The sequence below is a fragment of the Paramylibacter ulvae genome (assembly GCF_014652655.1).
GTDB lineage: Bacteria > Pseudomonadota > Alphaproteobacteria > Rhodobacterales > Rhodobacteraceae > Amylibacter > Amylibacter ulvae.
The window spans coordinates 167,957-191,162 of sequence record NZ_BMZF01000003.1 but is presented as its reverse complement, the minus strand read 5'-3'; the positions used below and the strand labels follow the sequence as shown (position 1 = coordinate 191,162).

The following is a 23,206-nucleotide window of genomic DNA, read 5'->3' as shown; positions in this document are numbered from 1 at the left end:
ATTTTATGTGCTTATTTCTCTAGTCTTTTTCGCCGCCCCAACATGGGCCCAATCGGTTTGTGATGATCTGTGGTTGTCGCGAAATGTGATCTATGATGCTCATGGCTATTGCTTTGGATCGGAACTTGGCAAAGCAATTTTTGACAATAACGGTTGTACCAGCGTCGATCCCACCTTGCCCCCCGATTTACAAGACCGCATCAAACGGATTTGGACACAGGACAGATCGCTGGAATGTGCCGTCGATCAATCCCAAACCAACATCAATGTGTATAATCAAGCGGCGCGTTTACGTCTGTTAACGCAACCCATTGCAACCGAAGATAACGTAAAGGTTTGCTTTGGTGCACAGCCCAACAACCCCATTGTTTTGCACAAAGATAAAACAGATACATCACCCGTGCTGGCGACCATCGACACGGGTGACACGCTTGGCTGGCTTCACCTTAATGAGGGTGACTGGCAATTCATCACATTGATGAGCAAATCCACCGCTGGCAAAATTTCGTCTGGTTGGACGGATCAAGCAGGTGATTTACGATGCGATGAAATCGCGGGTTAAACTTGGATCGGATCATCACAGCGCACTTCGCATCGCACCTTGCCGTGCACGGCCTGTGACCAATTCAAACTGATCTGTGATTTATTGCTTCCAAGTTCCGTCAACGCATAAGGCATGGTATAAACCGCACCCGACGACCCTAAAACGGGGCCCTCTGGGACAACGGCGGTAACATGGCGCGCAGGCAAACCAAAGGGCAGATAATCCCCCAGATCAGCAGACCAAACCGCACCATTGCTGCTGCGTGAAACTTCGATATTCACTGGGCTTTGCGTCACATAATTTACCCGTGCAAACTGATTATCGGCAAAAATCAAATTCTTTGTTTTTGATCCATCCAATTGCGCAAATGTGGTTGTGACTTGTTCAACACGGTCAATATCCACGGGGCCAAATTGTTTAAACGTATTCCCCGTAACCGAAAGACCGCTAATATATTGCCCCGTGCCATATGGTTTGACGCGAATATAGCTAAACCAAGTTTCGGTACCGCTGCCCGTAAACACATTTCCCGTCACCGACAATTGGCCAAACGATGTGCCATCATCATCGGGCTTTGGGGAATGCTCATTCGTCCAAGACAGATAACAATTATCCACATAATTGCCTGTGAATGTGCTCTTAAACCCCTTGGTGGCAAAAACCATGCCGGCGGTGCGATCCGATGTACCCTGATTGTCACCTTGGAAAAAGTGATTCCCCGAAATGATGTTGCCGGTGCCACTGATAACACCGAAATGCATGAAACGTGTCGCGCGGTTGTCGCGAATTTTTGCATCATTGGCATTGACGTTAAACCCAATCGTGACACGATCCGCGACCGCTTCGTTTTGTTCCCATGATAAAAACTGACAACGGTCAATCATGATGCCAGAACACCCATTACCCGCCGATGTAATCCCGCGGTGTTTGGGGCTGGTGATGAAACAGTCTTTGACATGAAAAATTTTACCATCGCGCGGCAATAAAATTGCACTGGCATTTTGGTTGCAGCGAAAATCAATCGCATCCACAACAAAGCGTTGCATGGAATCAAATCCTGAAAAATCCAACAGATATTTAAACCGCGTGAACGTGTAATTCTGGTTTGCATTTGCACGATACAATGCTTGGCTTAGAGTGATTTCATTATTGGCGACATCAACATCGCGCACGTAAACTTCGCGCCCAACACCGTTACCCGCAACATGCGATCCGATTTGAATGCTGGAAATATTTTGCACATTTGTCAGCGTTGTTGGCGCGTCGGTATCGTAACTAGCCGATGCGACAACCGTATCAATATCCCAGTTTGCATTGTTCGATGCATAAAGCTCGCCGTTTTGAATAACCTTTCGCGTTCCAAAACTATCGCGATTGCCGATTACGCCGTGCACATCAATCGGACCGCTCAGATGCACAATGCGCCCGTTCAAATCCAACGCCTCGTGGTCGGTATAATTGAACAATGCTTGAACGGCCTTTTTAAACGCGATTTCTTCGTCGCCAAATGCGTCTTCGTACATGTTGAAATTGAAATTCTTTGCCAATTGCAAAATCGCATCATCGGGCATCACCAAATGACCCTCGAACCGAATGCGATTGTTCATGGTTATGGTTTGCGCGATGTAATATGTGCCCGCTGGCACCAGAATATCGCGCCCATTGGCATCTGCATCGGCGGCCTCGAACGCGCTTGAATTATCGGTCACGCCGTCACCAACCGCGCCGTAATCGGCAACATCAACAACATCCATCATATTGCGATGAAACACGGATGTCACATCCTCGATGCTAATATCCTCGATACGCACCACGCCACCATCCGCACCCGTTAAGTCGATGCCAAAATGCCCGTAAATCGGGTCCCGTCCCCAAACCATATCAACGCCCTTGCGTGTCCCCGAACCAATGATCGCCTCGATGGTTTCAACTTTGCCATATTCGCTAAGCGCCGTCAGCGGCCCCGTTTCATCAACACCAGAAACATGGCCACCACCCGCACCCCCTGCCCAGCCAGCGATGCGCACTGATGGCATTTGCCCGCTGATCGCTTTGATGCGCACACGCACGCGCAGATAACACCCTGGCAACATCGGAATTTCACCCATATATCGCAGATGCTGAACGCCTTGTGTTTTTTGCATTTCCAAACACAGACCAAAATCCGCATCCGCTGCGATCAAGGTTGCATTTGTCGCTCCGTCATAAGTTGCCGACCCCGGCGTGCCATCCACGCTGGACCACATATCCAGCCCGTCGCCAAACGGAGCGGGTGTGAAATTAATGCCATCTGTGACTGCTTTATTCATCTAAAAATCCTTTGATAATCTGGCAAACGCCAGTGCATGCAAAACTGAATGCAATCTATCGTTAAGGATTTAATAACCGCTTATGTCACCGTGCGCTGCTTGGGATTAGGCGCCAATATCTTTGCTGCGCTGAATATCTACGCCGTTGATTTTCCAACCGTTTTCCATCTCAATCATTGCGTATTCGGCAATAAAACCGCGCCCTTGTTGATCAATGATGTATACGTATTGATACGTAACGCCACCCTTTTCTTGTTGTTCTTTGAACTCGATACGGCTGGGGCGATGTACCATTGGATAACCGTTTGTGACCATCTGTGTGAACCGTTCCACATCACCATACATGCGTTGAATATTGGGCGATGCGAATTCATATGCGCCTTCAAAATCATCCATCTGAAACGCTTTGAACTGATTGCTGATCACGCCTTCGATATCCTTGTTTTGGGCGTGCAATGGAAATGCGGCGCAAAACATCATGACAATGCTAATGATTAAATTTTTCATTTTCCTTCCCTCTCTGTTGGTCTTCTGACGAAGACACGCAATTGCGTGCGAAATAGTTTCAACATTGCTTGACGTGGTGCATTTTACTTTGCCATAATTACCCCATGGGGTTTACGAACACCCCAAGAGGCTTTGGCCCAAGTTTCGTGTCCAACCAATCCAAGAGGAAGGATGCGCCTATGCCATCGCCAAATGAAATTAGCATATCAAAACTGTCACGACTGATCGGCACACCCAATTGCCCGATCTTGATCGATGTTTCCATCGACGAAGATTTCAACGCCGATCCCTATCTGATCCCCACTGCAATCCGTCACCCATTTGACGACATCGCCGCGCTGGTTCCCGCACTACATCGTAAAACCGCGGTGGTCATCTGTCAAAAAGGCAAAAAATTGTCCCAAGGCGTGGCGGCAATATTGCGCGGACATGGCATAGCGGCAGAAAACCTTGAGGGTGGGAATTACGCATGGCGTGATGCGGGTGAGCTGCGGATCGAAAATGCCGCAATCCCGCGCGGCCCACAGGGGCATAGCATCTGGGTCACGCGCCACCGCCCCAAGATTGATCGCATCGCTTGCCCGTGGTTGATCCGCCGTTTCATCGATCCAAACGCGCAATTTTTATTCGTGTCCCCATCCGAAGTTACAGGCGTCGCAGAACGTTTTAACGCCACCCCGTTTGATATTGAAAACGTGCCCTTTTCCCATCGCGATGATCGGTGTAGCTTTGATGCGTTTTGCGATGACTTTAACCTCCATTCCCCTGCCCTTAATCGCCTTGCCACCATCATTCGTGGCGCAGATACAAATCGCCATGATCTTGCCCCTGAATGTTCAGGTCTTGTTGCGGCATCCCTTGGATTGTCGCGCATGTATTCCAACGATCACCAACAACTTGATGCGGGCATGACATTATACGACAGCTTTTATCGCTGGGCGCGTGATGCCACGGGTGAAAAGCATGATTGGCCAAACGCAAAGAACAAGGTTTAAGTCAAATGTCATCCACCCCAACCTTGCGCACGGCCAGCCGTGTTTGGACAAAAATCGGCCTGTTGTCATTCGGTGGACCAGCGGCACAAATCGCCTTGATGCACCGTGAAATTGTCGAACAAAATCAATGGCTAACCGAGCGACAATTCCTGAATGCGTTGAATTTTAGCATGTTGTTACCTGGGCCAGAGGCAATGCAATTGGCCACCTATGCGGGGTGGCGATTGCACGGCACAATTGGTGGATTGATTGCAGGGTTAATGTTCGTCCTTCCCGGTGCATTTGTGATCGCAATCCTTGCCACGATCTATGCCTATTTTGGTTCCGTTCCTTTGGTCAGCGACCTCTTCCTTGGGGTCAAAGCAACGGTCGTGATTATCGTGATTGAGGCCTTGTTGCGCGTCGCCAAAAAGGCATTGCATCAACCGCTCCATTGGGCGATTGCATTGGCGGCATTCATCGGCATTTTCTTCCTTCAAATCCCCTATCCGTTGATCGTCCTACTCGCAGCACTCACAGGTTGGGCATTCCTCAAAAACAGTGATATTTCTGAACCTGTTCAACCCCGCCAACCGCTTTCAAAAATGTTGCGCACGGTGGTGATATGGCTGGCAATTTGGTGGCTGCCTGTCTTGGCGCTTGAACTGGTGACTGAACAATCCATCCTCACCGAAATCGCCTATTTCTTTTCCAAACTGGCGGTGGTCACGTTTGGCGGCGCCTATGCGGTGCTCGCCTATATGGCGCAAGACGTTGTTGCGATAAAAGGTTGGTTACAAACTGGTGAAATGATGGATGGGTTGGGCTTGGCGGAAACCACACCGGGGCCGCTCATATTGGTCACCGAATTTGTCGGGTTTATCGCCGGCTTTCGCGATGGCGGTATTGGCATGGCAATCATGGCCGCGATTGTAACGCTCTGGGTTACGTTCGCCCCCTGCTTTTTGTGGATCTTCGCAGTTGCCCCCTATATCGATTGGATTGGTGCACAGCCACGTTTGCACGGCGCGTTATCCGCCATCACCGCCGCTGTTGTTGGCGTGATCTTGAACCTGTCAATTTGGTTTGCACTGCACGTATTTTTCGATGTTGTAAACACCAACACCCTTGGTCCCATCACATTGCTGATCCCCAGCATTGCCAGCATCAATTGGCTGGTTGTGTCACTGGCAATTCTTTGTGGCGTATTGCTGTTAAAACGCCACTGGAATGTTGTCACTGTATTGGGGTTAAGCGGTGCACTGGCGGCGATCGCCAGCGCCGTTGGCTTAGGATAGTTTCCCGTCCAAACCATCCTTGATCAAAGCGATGGTTTCATCCACACCGTAAAGTGCGATAAACCCGCCAAAACGCGGCCCTTGTGATGCGCCAAGCAATACCTCGTAAATCGCAGTGAACCAATTGCGCAGCGGTTCAAACCCGTGGATTGTCCCCACCGCAAATACGATGGATTGCAAATCATCTGCATTGGTGAAATCAAGTGTTTCAACGGGGGCTTGCCCGTTCCCCTTAATTTTATTTTTCTTATCGATCATAGATTTTGCAACTTCGGCATCGCCAAGCGCTGCGGCCAAATCGGCGAACGCTGCACGTTCTTGATCGCTTGGTGCGCGGAATGTTTTGTTGGGTTTTACAAAGTCATGATAATAACGCACGGCAAATCCAGCCGCTGCATCCAACCCAGGGTGTGTTTCTGGCGATGCCTCTGGCGCGTATTTGTTAATAAAGCCCCACATCGCATCCTTGGTTTCTGCACTGGAAACAGATGCCAAATTCAACAACATCGCGAATGGCACAACCATATCGGATTTTGGTACATTTTCACCGTGAATATGAAACACAGGGTTATTCAAACGCTGTGTGATATCTTGGTCCTCATAAGCACGCAGTTGTTGATGATATTCATCAACCGCCTTTGGGATCACATCAAAATGCATCCGTTTTGCTGTGCGTGGTTTCTGATACATGAAATACGACAGGCTTTCCGCACTCGCATAGGTCAGCCATTCATCAATCGAAATCCCGTTACCCTTGGATTTTGAAATCTTTTCACCGTTTTCATCCAAGAAAAGCTCGTAAACATAATGTTCAGGCGCTGGCACGCCCAAGATACGACAGATTTTGTCATAGATCGGTGTATTGGTGGAGTGATCCTTGCCATACATTTCAAAATCCACCTCCAGTGCCGCCCATCGCGCACCAAAGTCTGGCTTCCATTGTAATTTCACCTGACCACCAGTGACACTCACGGTGTGTTCTGTGCCATCCTCATCATCAAACGTGATCGTGCCATCCTTGGCATTCACTGCCTTCATCGGCACGTATAACACGCGCCCAGATGTCGGGCTTATTGGCAAAAACGGTGAATATGTTTTTTGACGTTCTTCGCGCAGGGATGCGAGCATCACCTTCATGATCTCGTCGTATTTTTCCACTGCACGCAGCAAGATTCTGTCAAACTGCCCTGAACGGTAAAAATCCGCAGCGCTGTAAAATTCATATTCAAAACCAAACGTGTCCAAAAACCGCAGCAACATCGCATTGTTATGCGCACCGAAACTGTCGAATTTTTCAAACGGGTCCGGCACATCGGACAGCGGTTTTTGCAAATGCGGCGTCAGGTTATCTGGGTTCGGCACATTTTCGGGAACTTTGCGCATCCCATCCAGATCATCGGAAAAACAGATCAATTTTGTGGGAATGTCTGAAATAACCTCAAACGCATTGCGGATCATGGTTGTGCGGGCAACCTCGCCAAATGTACCGATATGGGGCAAACCCGATGGGCCATAACCCGTTTCAAACAAAACGAAACCCTTTTCAGGCGCGCCCTTTTGAAAACGTTTCAACAGCTTGCGCGCCTCTTCGAACGGCCAAGCTTTGCTTTTCATTCCCGCATTGCGCATATCAGACATGGTTTTATTCCAGATTGAGGTTGGTTTTGTTCACCTCTCCTATTGCCCCGCGCGCCTGTGGTCAATAATCTGCGTTACGAAACAAAGGAAATATCATGTCTGATTCAGATACAACACCCTGGTCCGCCCAAGACGCGCTTGTCGCGATGATGGTTGCCGCATCCGTTGCCGACCAAGCGATCAAAACGATCGAGCTTTTGTCAATTGAACGCATCGTCAATCACCTACCAGTGTTTGCCGGTTACAACACCGATCATTTGCGATCCGTATCCAATTCGGTTTTCGATCTGATGGAAATCGATGATGGGCTTGATGCGCTATTTGGTTTGGTCAAAGACGCTTTGCCAGAAAAGCTTTATGAAACTGCGTATGCGCTATGCTGTGATGTGGCCGCCGCCGATGGGCGCTTGCGCGAAGAAGAGTTACGGTTTTTACAAGAAACCCGTTACGAACTGGAAATTGATCGTCTGCGCACCGCTGCGATTGAATGGGGTGCACGTGCACGCCATATGACCCTATAACGCGCGGGGCGATTACGCCCCGTAAACCTTGGCCCAACGTGCGATCAGTTGATGTTGTAAAATGCGGCTGCCCCGCGCCCAAGATTTTGCCCCCGGTGCGCGATCGGTTTGATCCTTGGCAATGGCGGCGCGTTTACGTTGATCTGCGGTGAAAATCGCGAATGCCAATTGGCGCCCGTTGGGGCATTCCACATATCCCGCCAATGCGGATGTGAAATTCAACGTTCCCGTTTTTGCCACCACGGATACGCCCGCAATCGGTGCTGCTTTCCAATTCGCATCGCGCAGCCCGATGTCTTTAAGCAATCCGCGCAGCGGCCCGTTCCAGCCATCGCGGCGCAGCAACAATACCATGTCGCGCCCGCTGATCCGTGATCCATCGCCCAGCCCCGAATGATCGACAAATTTCGCACCCTTCACCTTGTAGGTTTTTGCCAACCAATTCCCCATCTCTTTGCCAGACGCGGCCAAAGATTTACCAGAAACCTTGCGCCGTTTGCTGGCTGTCAGGCCAACTACCTCGGCCGTGAGATTATTGGAAAACTTCAGCATATCACGGGTGATCGCGGCCAAGCTATCACTGTTATATTGCGCCAAAACTACGCCACGCGGATTGGTGCGTGTGGTTGTGGGATTGGGCAATGTCACGCCCAGTTCCTGTGCAATTGCGCGAAATGTTTCGGCCGCGTAATTTGCGGGTGCGCGTACGGGCAACCAACGGCTCCCGCCGCCGCCCAATGCACCAGACGCCACCGTCCAATGATCAGCACCATTCACCGAACGATATGCATACACAGGGAATTTACGCGCCGCGGTGTTCAATTTTATGCCCGACACACGTGGCGCATATTTGCGCCCTTTTGCGGTCAGGCTGATTTCATGCCCCGAACCATTGCGTTTCCATTCAAAAAACACACGGTTGAAATTCAAATTCAACCCAGACACGGACGCATTATATCCCACGTGATCCAACTGTTCCTTATCAATCACACGTTGATACGGGAGCGCATCGGAATGCACCTGAAATTTGCCTGCAACACCGCGAATACCCTTCGTGGCAAGCCGCTGTGCCATTGCGCCCAGCGCATCGGTATCCAACAATGGATCACCACCGCCCATCAGGGTTAAATCACCTTGCAGCACACCGTTCGCCACCTTGCCCGATCCAACAAGGCGCGTCACATAATGAAAATCGCTGCCCAAATTGCGCAAACCATATAATGTGGTCGCCACCTTGGTTACACTGGCGGGCGGTAATGATTTGCCTGCGTTCACTTGTTCCAACACACGCCCTGTGGCCACATCCATCACGACGATGGATTGATCGCCAGATACCGCATATTTCGCCATGATCTGTGACAGGCTTGGAATTGGCACAACAACACGTTTCGCACCTGTTGGTGCAACCTGTGTTTGGGCAATCGCAACGCTTGAAGTACAAGCAGCAAGGCTGGCTAAAAATAACCGGCGAGAAAGACGGGAATGGTTCAAATCACTACGCATGCGTATATCTTAGAACAAGATCAATTAAGGGCAAGTCACTTATCGTTGCCATTCTCCGCGTGCGCGGATTTCTGTGCTGGACATGTTCACCATTGGCCCTGTGAGCAGTGTCCAACAAGGGGCCGCGCGATAAGGCAGCGCATTTGAACGCCGCGCTTTCAGGCGATAATCACGATAGCGGCGTGCCGCTGGCGAACATCCCGCCGCCAGTTGATCACCGGGGCGCGCCAAGACGCCAATCGGCATCATATGCATGATTTCATCCCAACGATCCCAGCGATGAAACGTCGCCAGATTATCCGCCCCCATCAACCACACAAACCGCACCCCCAGATATCGTTGCTGAATTTTTTGCAAAGTCTGTGCTGTGTATCGCGTGTTAAATCGCCGTTCTAAATCGGTGATCACAATACGCGGATGGTTATCCACCAACTGTTCACAGGCCAGAACGCGGCGATCAATATCGGCCGGACCCTCTGATTTTAAAGGATTGCCGGGGCTGACCAGCCACCAAACCTGATCCAGCCCAAATTCCTTGAGCGCCCATTTGGAAATATGCAAATGCCCCGCATGGGGTGGATCAAACGAACCACCCAACAATCCCACACGCAGACCAGCAGTGGCAATCGGCATCCCGCGCATGTGTTTTTCCTGTGCAATTCAAACTTAAAACAGGTGTAAAGAAGTTTTGGGGATCATCCAAGGCGAAAAGAGGGGCGTGTTGGTCACATCGCGCCTAGGTTCAATAAGTAACTAATTTGACTTCGTCGGGATTGAAGCCCACGCATCATTGGGCAATCCGACGAACGTATCCGTTAAACTTGATGGGACGCCAGCCACCAAACATTGCCACATGGGTCTTATATTCCCGCCATTCGGTCGCCATGTGGTCGATCATTTGGCTCCATCAATGATGTCACACCCAGACGAAGTGCAGATTGGTAAGTTCTATCAGCATTTTCAACGTAGATATGCATCTGGGATATATTGGCAGCATGGTCATCAGTACATTCATTCAGCATAATCAAAAAATTGCCGATCAAAAGGCGGGCATGCTGAACGCTGCCATCGTCGTACCTGTTGTCCCTGACGATCGTTGCTTCGAACGCGCGCACCAAGAATTTCATCAAACAATCGGCCCCTCGAACTGTAAAGCAGGGCGTAACCGGTTATAGCATCGTATCAGAGAGGTTTTTTCCGTTCACGAGGTACTCCTTGCTGCGGTTTGAACAAGATGTCAGAAACGTTCAACGTCTGCAATGTTCACATCGCGAACCTAACAGATTCAAGAACCTATCCCCATCAAACCGCTTTTCGTTGCGATGGCGTTTGATAACTGCCCTTGCCACCTTCCCCAACGGCTTTGGATAAATACCTGTACATTCCCGCATCGCCCCCCTAAACGCTCTCTTTCCCTTCCAGAATCCCAAACCTAGGATCAAACACAGTGAAACAAACAATCGCAGCGGCACTGGATGCTCGCGGATACACAACGCTGACCGCCGTGCAACAAGCCGTGACCGAACCAGACACATCGGGGCGCGATATGTTGGTCTCGGCTCAAACTGGGTCGGGTAAAACACTGGGGTTTGGTCTGGCGATTGCGCCAACGCTGTTGGGCGACGCTGATGTGTTTGAACAAGCGGGATCACCATTGGCGTTGATCATCGCACCGACACGCGAATTGGCGTTACAAGTGAAGCGCGAATTGGATTGGTTATTTGCCAAGGCTGGCGCGACTGTTCGATCTACTGTTGGTGGTATGGATATGCGCGATGAACGTCGTGCATTGGCGCGTGGTGCGCATATTGTTGTCGCCACGCCTGGGCGTTTGCGCGATCACATTATGCGCGGTTCGATTAACCTAGGTTCCTTGCGCGCTGTTGTCTTGGACGAAGCGGATGAAATGCTTGATCTTGGCTTTCGCGAAGATCTGGAATTCATCCTCGAAAACGCACCCGCCGATCGCCAAACATTATTGTTTTCGGCCACCGTGCCAAATGCCATCGCCAAGCTCGCCAAAAGTTATCAAAAGGATGCGTTGCGCATCGCCGCCACCAGTGGCGAAACACAACATGCCGATATTGATTACCACGCTTGTCGCGTTGCCCCGCGCGACGGTGAAAATGCGATTATCAATGTTCTGCGCTATTACGAGGCACCAAATGCATTGGTGTTTTGCAATACCCGCGCCATGGTTAATCGATTAACCACGCGCCTATCCAACCGTGGGTTTTCTGTGGTTGCTTTGTCGGGTGAATTGTCACAATCCGAACGCACACATGCGCTTCAGGCAATGCGCGATGGGCGTGCGCGGGTTTGTGTTGCAACCGATGTGGCGGCACGCGGTATTGACCTGCCAAACCTTGATTTGGTGGTCCACGCTGAAATTCCGATTAACCAAGAAACATTGCTCCATCGTTCTGGCCGTACAGGCCGCGCGGGGCGCAAAGGTGTCAGTGTCATGATCGTCCCGCCATCTGCACGGCGCAAGTGCGAGCGATTGTTAAGCTCGGCCAAGCTCACCGCAAATTGGACAGATGCACCAACCGCAAAAATGGTGTCCGCCAAGGACGAAGAACGCATGTTGGAAAACCCCGATTGGTTGGCAGATATCGCCCCATCTGATGCGGGCACGGTTGAAAAAATCACGGAACAATTTAGCGCAACGCAAATCGCGGCGGCCTATCTGCGCCTTTATCGTGAAAAACACACCGCACCCGAAGAGTTATCGACCCCAAATGATGATAAAAACACACCGCGCAAGGCCTTTGGCCCAAGCGTTTGGTTTTCATTGGCGGGTGGGCGAAACGCAGGTGCAGAACCGCGCCGCTTGTTGCCAATGGTGTGCAAGCTGGGGAATATTTCAAGCGACGATATCGGTGCGATCCGTTTGCAATCGGATATGTCATTCATCGAAATCCGCAAATCCGCGGTGGCTGGTTTCTTGGCCGCTGTTGGACCAGATATGGTGCTCGAGGACGGCGCGCCGTTAACCCAATTGGCGAGTGCGCCAAAACTGGATAAATCAAGTGGCCGTGGCAAGCCGCGCCATAACGATCGTAAACCACGCGGCAATGACAATCGTGACCGTAAAACAGGTGGTCGTGATGATCGCCATGTTGATCGCAAAGCCGCCCCGACGGATAAGCCAAAGTCAGACAAACGAAATGCGAACACCGCGTGTGGCCCAATTGATTGGAATGATGATCCAAAACCAAAGGTCAGAAAACCCAAAGGCGGTGGCAAAACTTCACGCACCCCACGAGATAAGGATGCCCCAAGCGGCCCCAAGCCCCCAGCAGGTAAACCATCAAGCAAGAAAAACCGCGCACGCAAAGCCGCGGCCAAGGATGCAAAAAAACAAAAAAACCGAAATGGGTGAACGACATCTGCGCGTTTCGTGTGTTGGTGTTGCTTGGTAATCATTGATCTTAACATACTGCACAAATGCTACCCAATACGCATAAAATCTGTGTAAAATTTACACCACCTATGCGTTAATATCCTTACCAGTATTGCATCGGTTTTATCGGAAGAATACTCCGTAGCAAAAGCGTGACAAGAGCGATGGCGCGCATTGTAAGGACGAGTATTTTGGATATTCCACAAGCGGCAATTGATCTGTTGCGTATCGCGCATTTATTTTGTTTTGCTGCGGGTATGGGCACCGCACTTTACTTCGATTTTCGCGCGCTGGGCGCGATCAGCCGCCCATCAACAACCGAAGACATTGCACAATTGGAACATATTCACAATTGGATCGCGGTCGCGTTTTTGGGGTTATGGATCACGGGCATTGCGTTGGTTTACGTGCGTACCGGATTTCAGATTTCCGCGTTTTCGCCCAAACTGTGGCTGAAACTTGGCTTGATGACATTGATGACATTGAACACGAAAATCATCGCAGCGTTTATCATGCCTTTGATGCGCAACAATGTACATCGTGCTCTGTCTGATCTGCCGCTCATGCGTTATGTGGCGGCATCACAGGCGGCGATTTTATCAATGTTTTGCTGGTCGTCCGGGGTATTTTTGGGCGCAAGCGTCGTGTTAAAAACCGCACCTTGGGACGTGTTAATTCCTTTGTTCGTTGGCTGGTTCATCCTGTTGACCGTCGCGGGACAGTGTGTGGCAATCCTTGCCTACAAATTGGCGACCCGCGATGCACGAAACATTGCCAACACCGCCGCGCCTTAACCCGCGCAGCGCATCGCGCCCCGATTTGAAATGTGTTAAAAAACTTCAAATCAGAGCGTCACTTTTTATAATAAAACTATCGAATAATTTCGTTACAGATCACGCCGCTGCGGCCTCTGCACGTTTCATTTTTTGATGCTCATCTTCGATCAGGCCGATTTTCCAATATCCACTGATGTATACATCTTCGCGTGGTAAATTGACCTCGTTTGTCAAAAATCCGCGCAGCGATTTGATCACGCCACTTTCGCCAGCGATACAGGTTTGGCATGTGCCCGTTGGCCAATCCATCGCGCGAATGAAATCTTCTTGGGCGGTGGATGCGTGATGCGGGTTTTCATGCACCAGCCAATGAATATCAATTCCCTTTGGCGCATCAATATCCTGTTTATCCTCGGGCGATGTGATTTCAAAAATCGCCACACCTTTGGCATCGCGCGGCATGGTTTCCAAAACCGCCCCCGCCACTGGTAATGCCGACATATCCGCCGCGACCAAATACCAATCTGCATAAAATTCATTAAGTTTAAGCGCACTTGGCCCGCGAAATCCCAGAAAATCCCCTGCCTTGGCATTGCACGCCCACGCGCTTGCAGGCCCTTCATCGCCGTGATCGACAAAATCAATATCCATTTCCAAAACTTCACCGCGATAGGCACGCACCGTATATGTGCGCACGGTCGGGCGACCATTTTCCAATTCATGTGTGAAATCGTCACGGCTCTGCCCCGCGGCGGGCATGAAAATCTTGCAATTCGCACCAGCACAATCTGGCGTAATCCCCGCCAGCTCTGGCCCTTGAAACGTTACACGGATCATATTCGGGGTCAGATGTTGTACCGTTTTTACGGTCAACACGCGCGGGCTTGGGCGTTGGGGTTTTATCATGATTTGCGCACTTTCTATCGTAAAATTCAATTCCTAGTATTTTAGTTGGTTATAAATGTCCAGATCAAAGCGTGAAAATCACGACGTCCCATTGAAACAGGTCTGCCAACCCGCTAAACCGCAATGAAACTTTTAATCTCGGAGCATCCAACATGGCATCTTATCAATATGTGTATCACATGGACGGCGTGTCCAAAACCTATCCCGGTGGCAAAAAATGCTTTGAAAATGTGCGCCTGTCATTCCTGCCCGGTGTAAAAATCGGCGTGGTTGGGGTGAACGGCACGGGTAAATCCACTTTGATGCGCATCATGGCGGGGATTGATAAGGATTTCACAGGTGAAGCATGGGCGGCAGAGGGCGCGCGCGTTGGCTACCTACCCCAAGAACCCCATTTGGATGAAACGCTGAATGTGCGCGAAAACGTGATGCTCGCCGTTGCCGATCAAAAGGCGGTATTGGATAAATACAACGAACTTGCGATGAACTATTCCGAAGAAACCGCCGATGAAATGGCGAAACTTCAGGATGAAATCGACGCGGCTGATCTGTGGAACCTTGATGCGAGCATCGACATCGCGATGGAAGCATTGCGCTGCCCCGCTGATGATGCGGATGTGTCCAAACTTTCTGGTGGTGAAAAACGCCGTGTGGCCTTGTGCAAATTGCTCTTGGAAAAACCAGATATGTTGCTCTTGGACGAACCGACAAACCATCTGGATGCGGAAACTATCGCATGGCTGCAAAACCATTTGATCGATTACAAAGGCACAATTTTGATCGTCACCCACGATCGTTATTTCCTTGATGATATCACATCGTGGATTTTGGAATTGGATCGCGGGCGCGGCATCCCATACGAGGGCAACTATTCCGCATGGCTGGAACAAAAGGCCAAGCGCATGTCACAAGAGGCACGCGAAGACAAATCCAAACAAAAAACGCTGGAACGCGAATTGGAATGGATGCGTCAGGGTCAAAAAGCCCGCCAAGCCAAACAAAAGGCACGGATCAACGCCTATAACGAGCTGGCCGAACAATCCGAACGGGACAAGGTCGGGCGTGCACAAATCATTATCCCCAACGGCCCACGTCTGGGTTCCAAGGTGATCGAGGTTGAAAACTTGTCCAAGGCATTTGGCGACAATCTGTTGATTGATGATCTGTCATTCTCGCTCCCCCCTGGTGGGATCGTTGGCGTGATTGGCCCCAATGGTGCGGGTAAATCCACGCTGTTTCGGATGCTGACAGGCCAAGAAACGCCCGACAGTGGCACATTGGAATTTGGTGACACGGTGAAATTATCCTATGTCGATCAATCCCGCGATGCGCTGGATGACAAGAAAACCGTCTGGGATGAAATTTCGGGTGGTTCCGACATCATCAAACTGGGCGACGCAGAGGTAAACTCTCGCGCTTATTGTTCATCATTCAATTTCAAAGGCGGCGATCAACAAAAACCGCTTGGCCTGTTGTCAGGTGGTGAACGCAACCGCGTGCATATGGCAAAATTGCTCAAGGATGGCGGCAATGTGTTGCTGCTCGATGAACCGACAAACGATCTGGATGTCGAAACACTTCGTGCACTAGAAGACGCGCTCACAGATTTCGCAGGCTGCGCCGTGGTCATTTCCCACGATCGCTTTTTCCTCGATCGGATCTGTACCCACATGCTCGCGTTTGAGGGCGACAGCCATGTCGAATGGTTCGAAGGCAACTTTGAAGATTACGAAGAAGACAAAAAACGCCGCCTAGGCCCCGATGCGCTGGAACCAAAGCGTGTGAAATATAAGAAGTTTACGCGGTAATACACTTGCATTTCATAGCCAGACGCAACACTGCGTTTGGCTTTTGTCAGAGGTTACAATGCAACAAGGCTATAACTATCAGCTCAACAAAACAGTGAGCGCAATCTGTGAAGTCATCGGATGGTTTCTTGTGTTATTTGGAATCATCTTATTTTGCTATCTTCTCGCAACCCAAAGCCCACAATCACATATCTTTGGCAGCGAATTGGCAAAGCAACTGTATATTCTTTCTGTGCTCGAACCGCTAATCATTTCAATCGCTGGAATTTTCACCGTGATGCAAGCGCAAAACACCCGCGCAAATATCGACACTGCCGAAGCGACCAGAGAATTACTAAATCGCTCTTCGACTTCGCCAAATTTTGATAAATCAAAGTTGCATACCAAGTCAGAACCGACATTGGGTAAACCAAAAATCAACTTCGATTAATTCTCACCACCCTCCCGCCGTGCTTTCATCCGCGCTTCCATTTCCAGCTCCGCGATTGTTTTCTGGCGATAGCCGTTCATCAATTCGTCAATGCTCAAACCTTCTTCGCGGATGTGTAATGTATTGGCCAGCCGTCCCATCACGAAACAGCGTAACACAGCGTTGATTTGTGTTGTGTAATGGGGGCCAAGCGCGCGGAAATATTTAATTACATCGGCGTCCATGCGGATGCTGATCTTTTCTTTTTTGGGTGGAACGGGTGCGTTGATGTCAATCTCGTCCCATTCAGGGGGCAATGCCCCGCGCATGTTCCAGATTAAAAAATTGCTTTGTAAATCCAGCGCGCTGTCCATGAATTGCGTCAGGGCGCGTTTTTGTTTTTGTGCATTTGTTGTCATGACAAACAGATTGCCAGACGGGTGTTTACATTTTGCCAAGCATTCGCGCGGCGCATTTACCCGCCCTTAACCCGCCCGCCACATGTCGCACGTTTGTCCGCCATGTGTCCCACGTCTGTCACACGGGCGTTTTATTCAATTCGGCCAGCAATGCGGGCAGCTCTGAAATATGTTTCAAGCGGCGGTATTTTGGTGCATCCACGGGTTCATCCGCGCTCTCTAATTGCCATGTGACCGTATGGGGCAAATACACGCCCCAACCCCCTGCATCAATCGCAGGAACCACATCGGATTTCATCGAATTCCCGATCATTAAACAGTGTTCAGGCGCCACATCAAACCCATCAAAAATCTCGGTATATTTTGGCGCGTCTTTTTCGATCACCACATGGATTTCATCAAAATAATCGCGCAGGTTTGATCGATCTAATTTATGGTTTTGATCCACCAAATCACCCTTGGTAATCACCACCAATTTATAGGATTTGCGCAAACTGGTTAAAACATCAACCAACCCTTCTGGCATTTCCATCGGATGGCGCAAAATGGCGCGCCCCGCATCCATCACCCGCCCGATTTCGCGTGCGCTGATTTGGTAATCTGAAATCTTTAACGCCGCCTCGATCAACGACAAGGTATAGCTTTTCACACCATAGCCAAGCGTGGGAACATTGGCGCGTTCGACCCCCAATAAAATATCGGCGATATCCTCGTTTGGCGCATATTTTGCCAACACATCCGCCAATACAAATTCCGCCGCGATGAAAAATTTTCCCTCTTCCCAAAGCGTGTCATCCGCATCGAAACAAACATGTGTAATCATTGGTCTTTCCTATTCAATTGCAATGCGTGGTCGCCCGCTTGCTGTGACGGTTATTTGTGCTGAAACAAACACTTGCCGGTTTTCTACATCAGCAGTTTGAATGTCTTGTGACACTTGAATACGCACATCCTGTGCGCCCGCCGCAATGGCCGCCGCGTGGGCGCGATTTTTCAATTCTTGTTCCAGCTTTGCCAATGCTTGGGTCTGATCATCAAACATCTGAGGGCCGTTATCAAGAAATGTCTGAAAACGCCCTTCGCCGGCACTATTCACTTCGCCCGTTTCGCGCATGGTTATCTGGCCCACCACCGCGCCAATTGCATTGGCGACACCACCGTGTTCGGGTAAAATTGTCGTGGTGTTCAACCGATCGCCAACCGCGCCGTAATACGACCGCGCTGATGCACCCAGCCCGATGACGGGCAGGTTCAAACCCGCCTTGATCGCAACAACATTACGATGATTATTCAGCCCCGATTTCATTAACGCATGGCGCGCCAATTCGCGCGGGGAACCGTCGAAAATTGGTTCCTCTGCGAATGCGGCTTCTAACAATGCCTCGCTGGTTTGTTGGGTCAGTTGATCAACAATTTTTTGCGCTAACTCAGGCGCATCACGCGCCACACAAACACCCGCCCCCGTGCGTTGGCGCGCAAATAGCGTCAGTGCCTTTTCAGCCGCGCCAATATCCCAAATATCAACCCGCCCCAAAACATGGCTCGCATCCGATGCGGTGATCGCACTGACGATCACAAGTCCGCGCGAAATCAACCGATCAAGCGCCCCCAATTCCACCCGTGTTTGCAACACATCACCTAGCGGTTTTGGTGTATCGCCGATGCGTTCTAACAGCCGCAAATCACGTGCATCCAAACCTGCGGGAGACCGATCAAAACCTTGCACGGGCACAACAAACCGCGCGGTAAATTCACCCACGCGCCAATCATTTATTTGCCGATCTAAGGTGGCGTGAACCAGTTCCGGCCAATCCTTTGCCAGCAACGAAATCGGCAACACACGGCGCGGGCCAAGCTGTAATCCACCGCTCAAGCCATCCTTGTCGATATGCACCTCTGAATCCCCGCCCAGACCCGTCGTGCGCATTGCAACCGCCTCCACCATGGTGCGCAAACCACCCACACTTGCACCATCAGGATCAATCATCGGGCGCCCATCGCGCAGCAATGCGATATCCGTGGTCGTGCCACCAATATCAGACACCAACGCATCGGTTGCATCGGTTAACCAACGCGCCCCCACGATGGATGCGGCGGGTCCAGACAGGATGGTTTCAATCGGTTTTTCACGGGCTTGATCCGCACTGATCAATGCGCCATCACCACGCACAACCATCAAGGGTGCGTTGATATTCAGATCACACAACAACCCTTCGGTCGCAGCGATCAGATGGTCGATCATGCCAATCAGGCGCGCATTCAACACCGCTGTCATCGCACGTTTCGGTCCGCCCAATTTCGCGCTCAGATCGTGCGAGCAAGACACGGGCAACGCACAGGTTTCGCGCACAATTTCACGCGCTTCCACTTCATGCACGGGGTTGCGTGTGGCAAACTGGCTCGCGATTGCGATGCCCGATAAATCACCCGCGATTTTCGCCAGCTCAGCGCGCAAATGCACCACATCCAACGGTGCAATTTCGCCACCCGCATGGTTGTGACCACCCGTAACAAAAACCACCGGATCGCCCTTTAGCGCGGCTTCCAATCCTTGGCGCGCAACGTCCTTTTCCGAAAACCCAATCAGGATCAAACCAACGCGCCCACCCTGCCCCTCGACCAGCGCGTTTGTGGCCAGTGTGGTGGACATGGACGCCATTGCAATCTGGGATTTATCCGCGCCAGATTGTTCCAAAACGGATGCAATTGCGCGTGAAATGCCCACGGATAAATCTTGACGCGTGGTTAGGGATTTCGCGGATGCGACAACCGTTTCCTCGTCGCGGATCAACACCGCATCGGTATATGTTCCACCCGTATCAACACCCAACATCAACGCCATGTTCACAATCCTTTTCGATTGCACCAGATGTAGCGTGTTGAATTTTTTATGTCAGTCGAAAAAAGACGCTTTCACACCAGTTTAAGCAATATAGCGCAGCGCGTTTCGCGCCAGATGTTGCAACTGTTTGGCGTAATTTTCATTACTGGCATCGGCGACACCTGCCACACCAAATGATTGTCGCATCATCGACATGCCAATCATTGCAGCCAAGAACATGGCTACGCGTTCCTTTGCCCACGCGCTCCCAACGATGGTTTCCAGTGGTGCGACCACACGTTTTGTGAAATCCTCTTGTACCATCGCGCCAACCTCTGGGTCGGTGACATTTGCGATCAACATCTGAACCACGGCTTGACCAGTGCCATCATCGCAAAGCCGAGCGATCAACACCTTTGCAACGTCTGGATTGCGGCTTTCAAACAATTCTGGCCAGTCATAAACATCGGCCAAAGTGGCGTTAAACAGGCCGAGTTTCGATCCAAAATAGCGCGACACAAGTGCGACATCGACACCGACCTCTGATGTAATATCGCGCAAAGACACGTTGGAATAGCCATGCGCCCAAAATTGTTTGCGTGCCACATTCAAAATGGCGGATTTGGTTTTATCTGATTTGCTCATATCAGAGCATTGTCGCGATGTACTGTGTATGTCAACGTCAATTGACTTGGACGTTGCGAAACGATGGGTTTCGCCCAAACCTGCGCCATTTCGCGCAGTTGTGCCCACGCCAGTGTCAGTATTTGATCACGACATATCCAATTCGGGGACGCAGATGTCAAAAGCCCAAACAATCATGATTCTTGGTGGTTACGGCGTGTTTGGTGGCCGTTTGGCCGAATTATTGTCGGATACACCATTTCAAATTTACATCGCAGGGCGTAATTTGGCCAAAGCGCGTACATTTTGCGCGGCGCAATCTGGCACGGCGCAATATACACCCATCGGCGTTGATCGTAATGCCATTGCACCAATTTTAGTTGATCTGCGCCCCGATGTATTGATCGATGCCACCGGCCCATTCCAAGAATACGGCGATGATCCATATAACGTGTTGTCGGCATGTATTGCCGCTGGTGTAAACTATCTTGATTTTGCCGATGGCTCTGACTTTGTCTATGGCACATCGCAATTTGACGCCGCCGCCAAGGATGCTGATATTTTCATGCTCTCTGGCGTGAGCAGCTTTCCTGTATTAACCGCCGCCGTGATCCGCGAAATGGAAAACACGATGGTGGTGCAACAGGTTACAGGTGGCATTGCGCCATCGCCCTATGCGGGGATCGGGTTAAACGTGATGCGCGCCGTTGTTGGCTATGCAGGTGGTGATGTGAAACTCACTCGCGGTGGTGTTGTCACCCGTGCAATCGGGCTTGGCGAAAGCAAATATTTCACCGTGGCACCCCCTGGTGAATTGCCGTTGCGCAATTTGCGCTTTTCACTGGTTGATGTTCCCGATCTACAGGTCATTCCACGCGCCCATCCCGACATCACCGACATTTGGATGGGGGCAGGCCCCGTGCCCGAGTCCTTGCATCGTATTTTGAACCTGTTGGCAAAGGCGCGTGCAAAGTTCAACTTGCCAGCGTTCACACGATTTTCGCCGCTATTTTATTGGGTTTTGAACCGTATGAAGTTTGGCGAACATCGTGGCGGAATGTTTGTCCACGGCAAGGGAACACGCAAAGGCCAACTCCATGAAATGTCGTGGCATTTATTGGCAGAGGGCGACGATGGCCCCTTCATCCCATCCATGGCGATCGAGGTGATATTGCGCAAGTTTTTGCGCGGGGAACGCCCCGAAAACGGTGCGCGTCCTGCTACAAATGCATTGTCACTCGCAGATTATGATATGGCGTTTAACAATCGCACAATTATCACGGGTTGGCGTGAAAGCATTACCAGTGATACCCCGATTTATCGCCAAATTTTGGGCGCGGCGTTTGATACCCTGCCAAAACAGGTTCAGGATTTACACAATGTTACTCGTCCGCGTCGCTGGTCGGGGAATGCTACTGGCGAACATGGAAATTCACGCGTGGCGCGTATCATTGCGCGCATGTTTGGATTTGCCACAACAGATGGTGAAATTCCTGTCAGCGTCACCTTTACCCCATCAAAAAACAGCGAGCTGTGGGAACGCGATTTCGATGGGCAAAAATTTTGCTCTACCCAATCTATTGGTACGGGGCGCGATGCGCATTTGTTAACCGAACGCTTTGGCGTGATCCGCGTTTCAATGGCGCTCGTTATCCGCGATGATCGCTTATATTTGCAACCACGGCGCTGGTCCTTCTTGGGTATTCCCATGCCAAAATTCCTGTTGCCAAGTGGGGACAGTTTTGAATCCACCCTTGATGGGAAATTTCATTTCAACGTGCGGATCGCCGCCCCATTCGTGGGTTTAATCGCAGCCTATCGCGGTACGCTCACCCCTGATAAATAACGCCACGTTTCATTTGGCGTTTTGTTTGGCAACACGCTAACCTGCCACCAAACAACCCAAGGGACAGAACCATGCTCAATACGCTGACACTCGACATTGATGACAATATCGCATTGGTCACGTTAAACCGCCCCGACAAGAAAAACGCGATGTCATTTGAAATGATGCAGGAACTGGCCGCAACGGGTGCAGAGCTTGCGCAGACCGCAGGATTGCGTGCGGTGATTATCCAAGGTGCGGATAACACATTTTGTTCGGGCATTGATCTGGCTAGTTTGATGTCGCTTGCGGGTGATTTGGAAGGCGTGAAAAAACGCATGGTCGAAGTCCCCGAAGGTGCGCCAAATGAATTCCAAGCCCCCTCCGCAATCTGGGCCGAAGTGCCCGTTCCCGTGATTGCGGTAATCGAAGGTGTGTGTTTTGGCGCGGGCGCACAGCTTGCACTTGGCGCGGATTTTCGTATCGCCGCCGAGGATGCCAAATTCGCGATTATGGAGGCCAAATGGGGTCTGATCCCCGATATGGGCATTTCCCAATCCCTGCCCCGTTTGATGCGCGCCGATCAAGCGCTTGATCTGATCATGACAGGGCGCGTTTTGGATATGAAAGAGGCGAAAAAACTGGGGCTTATCACCCATGTTGCCGCCGATCCTTTGGCCGTTGCCATGGGGATGATTGATGGGTTGAAACAACAATCCCCCGATGCATTGGCCGCGTCCAAACGGCTGGTCAATGAAACATGGGGCACCACCAAATCCGCCCTGAATACAGAAGCACACATTCAGGCCGAAATCATCGGTGGCAAAAACCAGATGGAAAAGGTCGCCGCGCAAATGGCCAAACGCCCGCCCAAGTTCACCTAAGCCCACTTGCCAGCGCCCATTGTGCGCGTTAAGG

Annotated in this window: 21 protein-coding genes; 10 read left to right on the top strand and 11 right to left on the bottom strand. The window is 50.8% G+C overall.

The genetic code is table 11. The features are described 5' to 3' along the window. Window positions 1-7: 7 nt before the first annotated feature. Complete coding sequence (locus IE094_RS07710; protein WP_229802154.1) at window positions 8-562, top strand: DUF4453 domain-containing protein; 555 nt, start codon at window positions 8-10, stop codon at window positions 560-562. On the opposite strand, the gene IE094_RS07705 is transcribed toward IE094_RS07710, so the two are convergent. Together IE094_RS07705 and IE094_RS07700 are read right to left on the bottom strand one after the other, a co-directional pair. Continuing rightward, a complete protein-coding gene (locus tag IE094_RS07705; protein ID WP_189639995.1) occupies window positions 559-2,853 on the bottom strand; it encodes a glycosyl hydrolase family 28-related protein in 2,295 nt (764 codons plus the stop codon). The genes IE094_RS07710 and IE094_RS07705 overlap by 4 nt on opposite strands. Window positions 2,854-2,958: 105 nt before the next feature. Further along, entirely contained in the window at window positions 2,959-3,360 is a 402-nt protein-coding gene (locus IE094_RS07700) for a DUF4864 domain-containing protein (RefSeq protein ID WP_189639994.1), read from the bottom strand. 104 nt (window positions 3,361-3,464) lie between these two features. On the opposite strand from IE094_RS07700, the gene IE094_RS07695 reads away from it, so the two are divergent. Both IE094_RS07695 and chrA read left to right on the top strand, forming a co-directional pair. Continuing rightward, complete coding sequence (locus IE094_RS07695; protein WP_308429209.1) at window positions 3,465-4,355, top strand: chromate resistance protein ChrB domain-containing protein; 891 nt, start codon at window positions 3,465-3,467, stop codon at window positions 4,353-4,355. A 5-nt stretch (window positions 4,356-4,360) separates the two neighbouring features. Then, on the top strand, window positions 4,361-5,632 hold the full coding sequence (chrA, locus tag IE094_RS07690; RefSeq protein ID WP_189639992.1) for a chromate efflux transporter: 1,272 nt from the start codon (window positions 4,361-4,363) through the stop codon (window positions 5,630-5,632). On the opposite strand, the gene IE094_RS07685 is transcribed toward chrA, so the two are convergent. Further along, window positions 5,624-7,270 (bottom strand): lysine--tRNA ligase, encoded by a 1,647-nt coding sequence (locus IE094_RS07685; RefSeq protein WP_189639991.1) that lies wholly within the window; start codon window positions 7,268-7,270, stop codon window positions 5,624-5,626. The two genes, chrA and IE094_RS07685, sit on opposite strands and share 9 nt — an antisense overlap. Before the next feature lie 95 nt (window positions 7,271-7,365). Here IE094_RS07685 and IE094_RS07680 point away from each other — a divergent pair, with 95 nt between their 5' ends. Beyond that, a complete protein-coding gene (locus IE094_RS07680; protein ID WP_189639990.1) occupies window positions 7,366-7,791 on the top strand; it encodes a tellurite resistance TerB family protein in 426 nt (141 codons plus the stop codon). Window positions 7,792-7,803: 12 nt separating this feature from the next. Here the strand turns inward: IE094_RS07680 and dacB are convergent, their stop codons facing one another. The 3 genes from dacB to IE094_RS07665 form a co-directional block, all read right to left on the bottom strand. Then, on the bottom strand, window positions 7,804-9,294 hold the full coding sequence (dacB, locus tag IE094_RS07675; RefSeq protein WP_189639989.1) for a D-alanyl-D-alanine carboxypeptidase/D-alanyl-D-alanine endopeptidase: 1,491 nt from the start codon (window positions 9,292-9,294) through the stop codon (window positions 7,804-7,806). Window positions 9,295-9,333: 39 nt separating this feature from the next. Then, on the bottom strand, window positions 9,334-9,927 hold the full coding sequence (locus tag IE094_RS07670) for a nicotinate-nucleotide adenylyltransferase (protein ID WP_308429208.1): 594 nt from the start codon (window positions 9,925-9,927) through the stop codon (window positions 9,334-9,336). 227 nt (window positions 9,928-10,154) lie between these two features. Beyond that, a complete protein-coding gene (locus IE094_RS07665; protein ID WP_189639987.1) occupies window positions 10,155-10,421 on the bottom strand; it encodes a VOC family protein in 267 nt (88 codons plus the stop codon). Window positions 10,422-10,741: 320 nt separating this feature from the next. Between IE094_RS07665 and IE094_RS07660 the strand changes: the two genes are divergently transcribed. Beyond that, the gene (locus tag IE094_RS07660; RefSeq protein WP_189639986.1) at window positions 10,742-12,679 is read left to right on the top strand and encodes a DEAD/DEAH box helicase; all 1,938 of its coding nucleotides are present in this window, start codon (window positions 10,742-10,744) and stop codon (window positions 12,677-12,679) included. Between the two features lie 185 nt (window positions 12,680-12,864). After that, a complete protein-coding gene (locus IE094_RS07655) occupies window positions 12,865-13,494 on the top strand; it encodes a hypothetical protein (protein WP_229802153.1) in 630 nt (209 codons plus the stop codon). Between the two features lie 99 nt (window positions 13,495-13,593). On the opposite strand, the gene IE094_RS07650 is transcribed toward IE094_RS07655, so the two are convergent. Continuing rightward, window positions 13,594-14,382 (bottom strand): siderophore-interacting protein, encoded by a 789-nt coding sequence (locus IE094_RS07650; RefSeq protein WP_189639984.1) that lies wholly within the window; start codon window positions 14,380-14,382, stop codon window positions 13,594-13,596. A gap of 152 nt (window positions 14,383-14,534) precedes the next feature. On the opposite strand from IE094_RS07650, the gene ettA reads away from it, so the two are divergent. Together ettA and IE094_RS07640 are read left to right on the top strand one after the other, a co-directional pair. Then, on the top strand, window positions 14,535-16,190 hold the full coding sequence (gene ettA, locus IE094_RS07645; protein ID WP_189639983.1) for an energy-dependent translational throttle protein EttA: 1,656 nt from the start codon (window positions 14,535-14,537) through the stop codon (window positions 16,188-16,190). Window positions 16,191-16,422: 232 nt separating this feature from the next. Then, window positions 16,423-16,620: a hypothetical protein gene (locus IE094_RS07640; RefSeq protein WP_229802151.1), complete on the top strand. Its 198-nt coding sequence runs from the start codon at window positions 16,423-16,425 to the stop codon at window positions 16,618-16,620. On the opposite strand, the gene IE094_RS07635 is transcribed toward IE094_RS07640, so the two are convergent. From IE094_RS07635 to IE094_RS07620, 4 genes are all read right to left on the bottom strand, one after another. Next, a complete protein-coding gene (locus tag IE094_RS07635; RefSeq protein WP_229802149.1) occupies window positions 16,617-17,018 on the bottom strand; it encodes a BrnA antitoxin family protein in 402 nt (133 codons plus the stop codon). The genes IE094_RS07640 and IE094_RS07635 overlap by 4 nt on opposite strands. 118 nt (window positions 17,019-17,136) lie before the next feature. Continuing rightward, window positions 17,137-17,841 carry an HAD family hydrolase gene (locus IE094_RS07630; RefSeq protein WP_189639981.1) on the bottom strand — a complete coding sequence of 235 codons (705 nt, stop codon included), beginning with the start codon at window positions 17,839-17,841 and terminating at the stop codon, window positions 17,137-17,139. A 9-nt stretch (window positions 17,842-17,850) separates the two neighbouring features. Then, window positions 17,851-19,860, bottom strand: coding sequence for a hydantoinase/oxoprolinase N-terminal domain-containing protein (locus IE094_RS07625; RefSeq protein ID WP_189639980.1), 2,010 nt, complete (start codon window positions 19,858-19,860; stop codon window positions 17,851-17,853). Window positions 19,861-19,941: 81 nt separating this feature from the next. Next, window positions 19,942-20,484: a TetR/AcrR family transcriptional regulator gene (locus IE094_RS07620; protein WP_189639979.1), complete on the bottom strand. Its 543-nt coding sequence runs from the start codon at window positions 20,482-20,484 to the stop codon at window positions 19,942-19,944. Window positions 20,485-20,638: 154 nt separating this feature from the next. On the opposite strand from IE094_RS07620, the gene IE094_RS07615 reads away from it, so the two are divergent. After that, window positions 20,639-22,309, top strand: a complete 1,671-nt coding sequence (locus IE094_RS07615; protein ID WP_189639978.1) for a saccharopine dehydrogenase family protein — start codon at window positions 20,639-20,641, stop codon at window positions 22,307-22,309. Window positions 22,310-22,380: 71 nt separating this feature from the next. Next, the gene (locus IE094_RS07610) at window positions 22,381-23,172 is read left to right on the top strand and encodes a crotonase/enoyl-CoA hydratase family protein (protein WP_189639977.1); all 792 of its coding nucleotides are present in this window, start codon (window positions 22,381-22,383) and stop codon (window positions 23,170-23,172) included. Window positions 23,173-23,206: the final 34 nt, after the last annotated feature.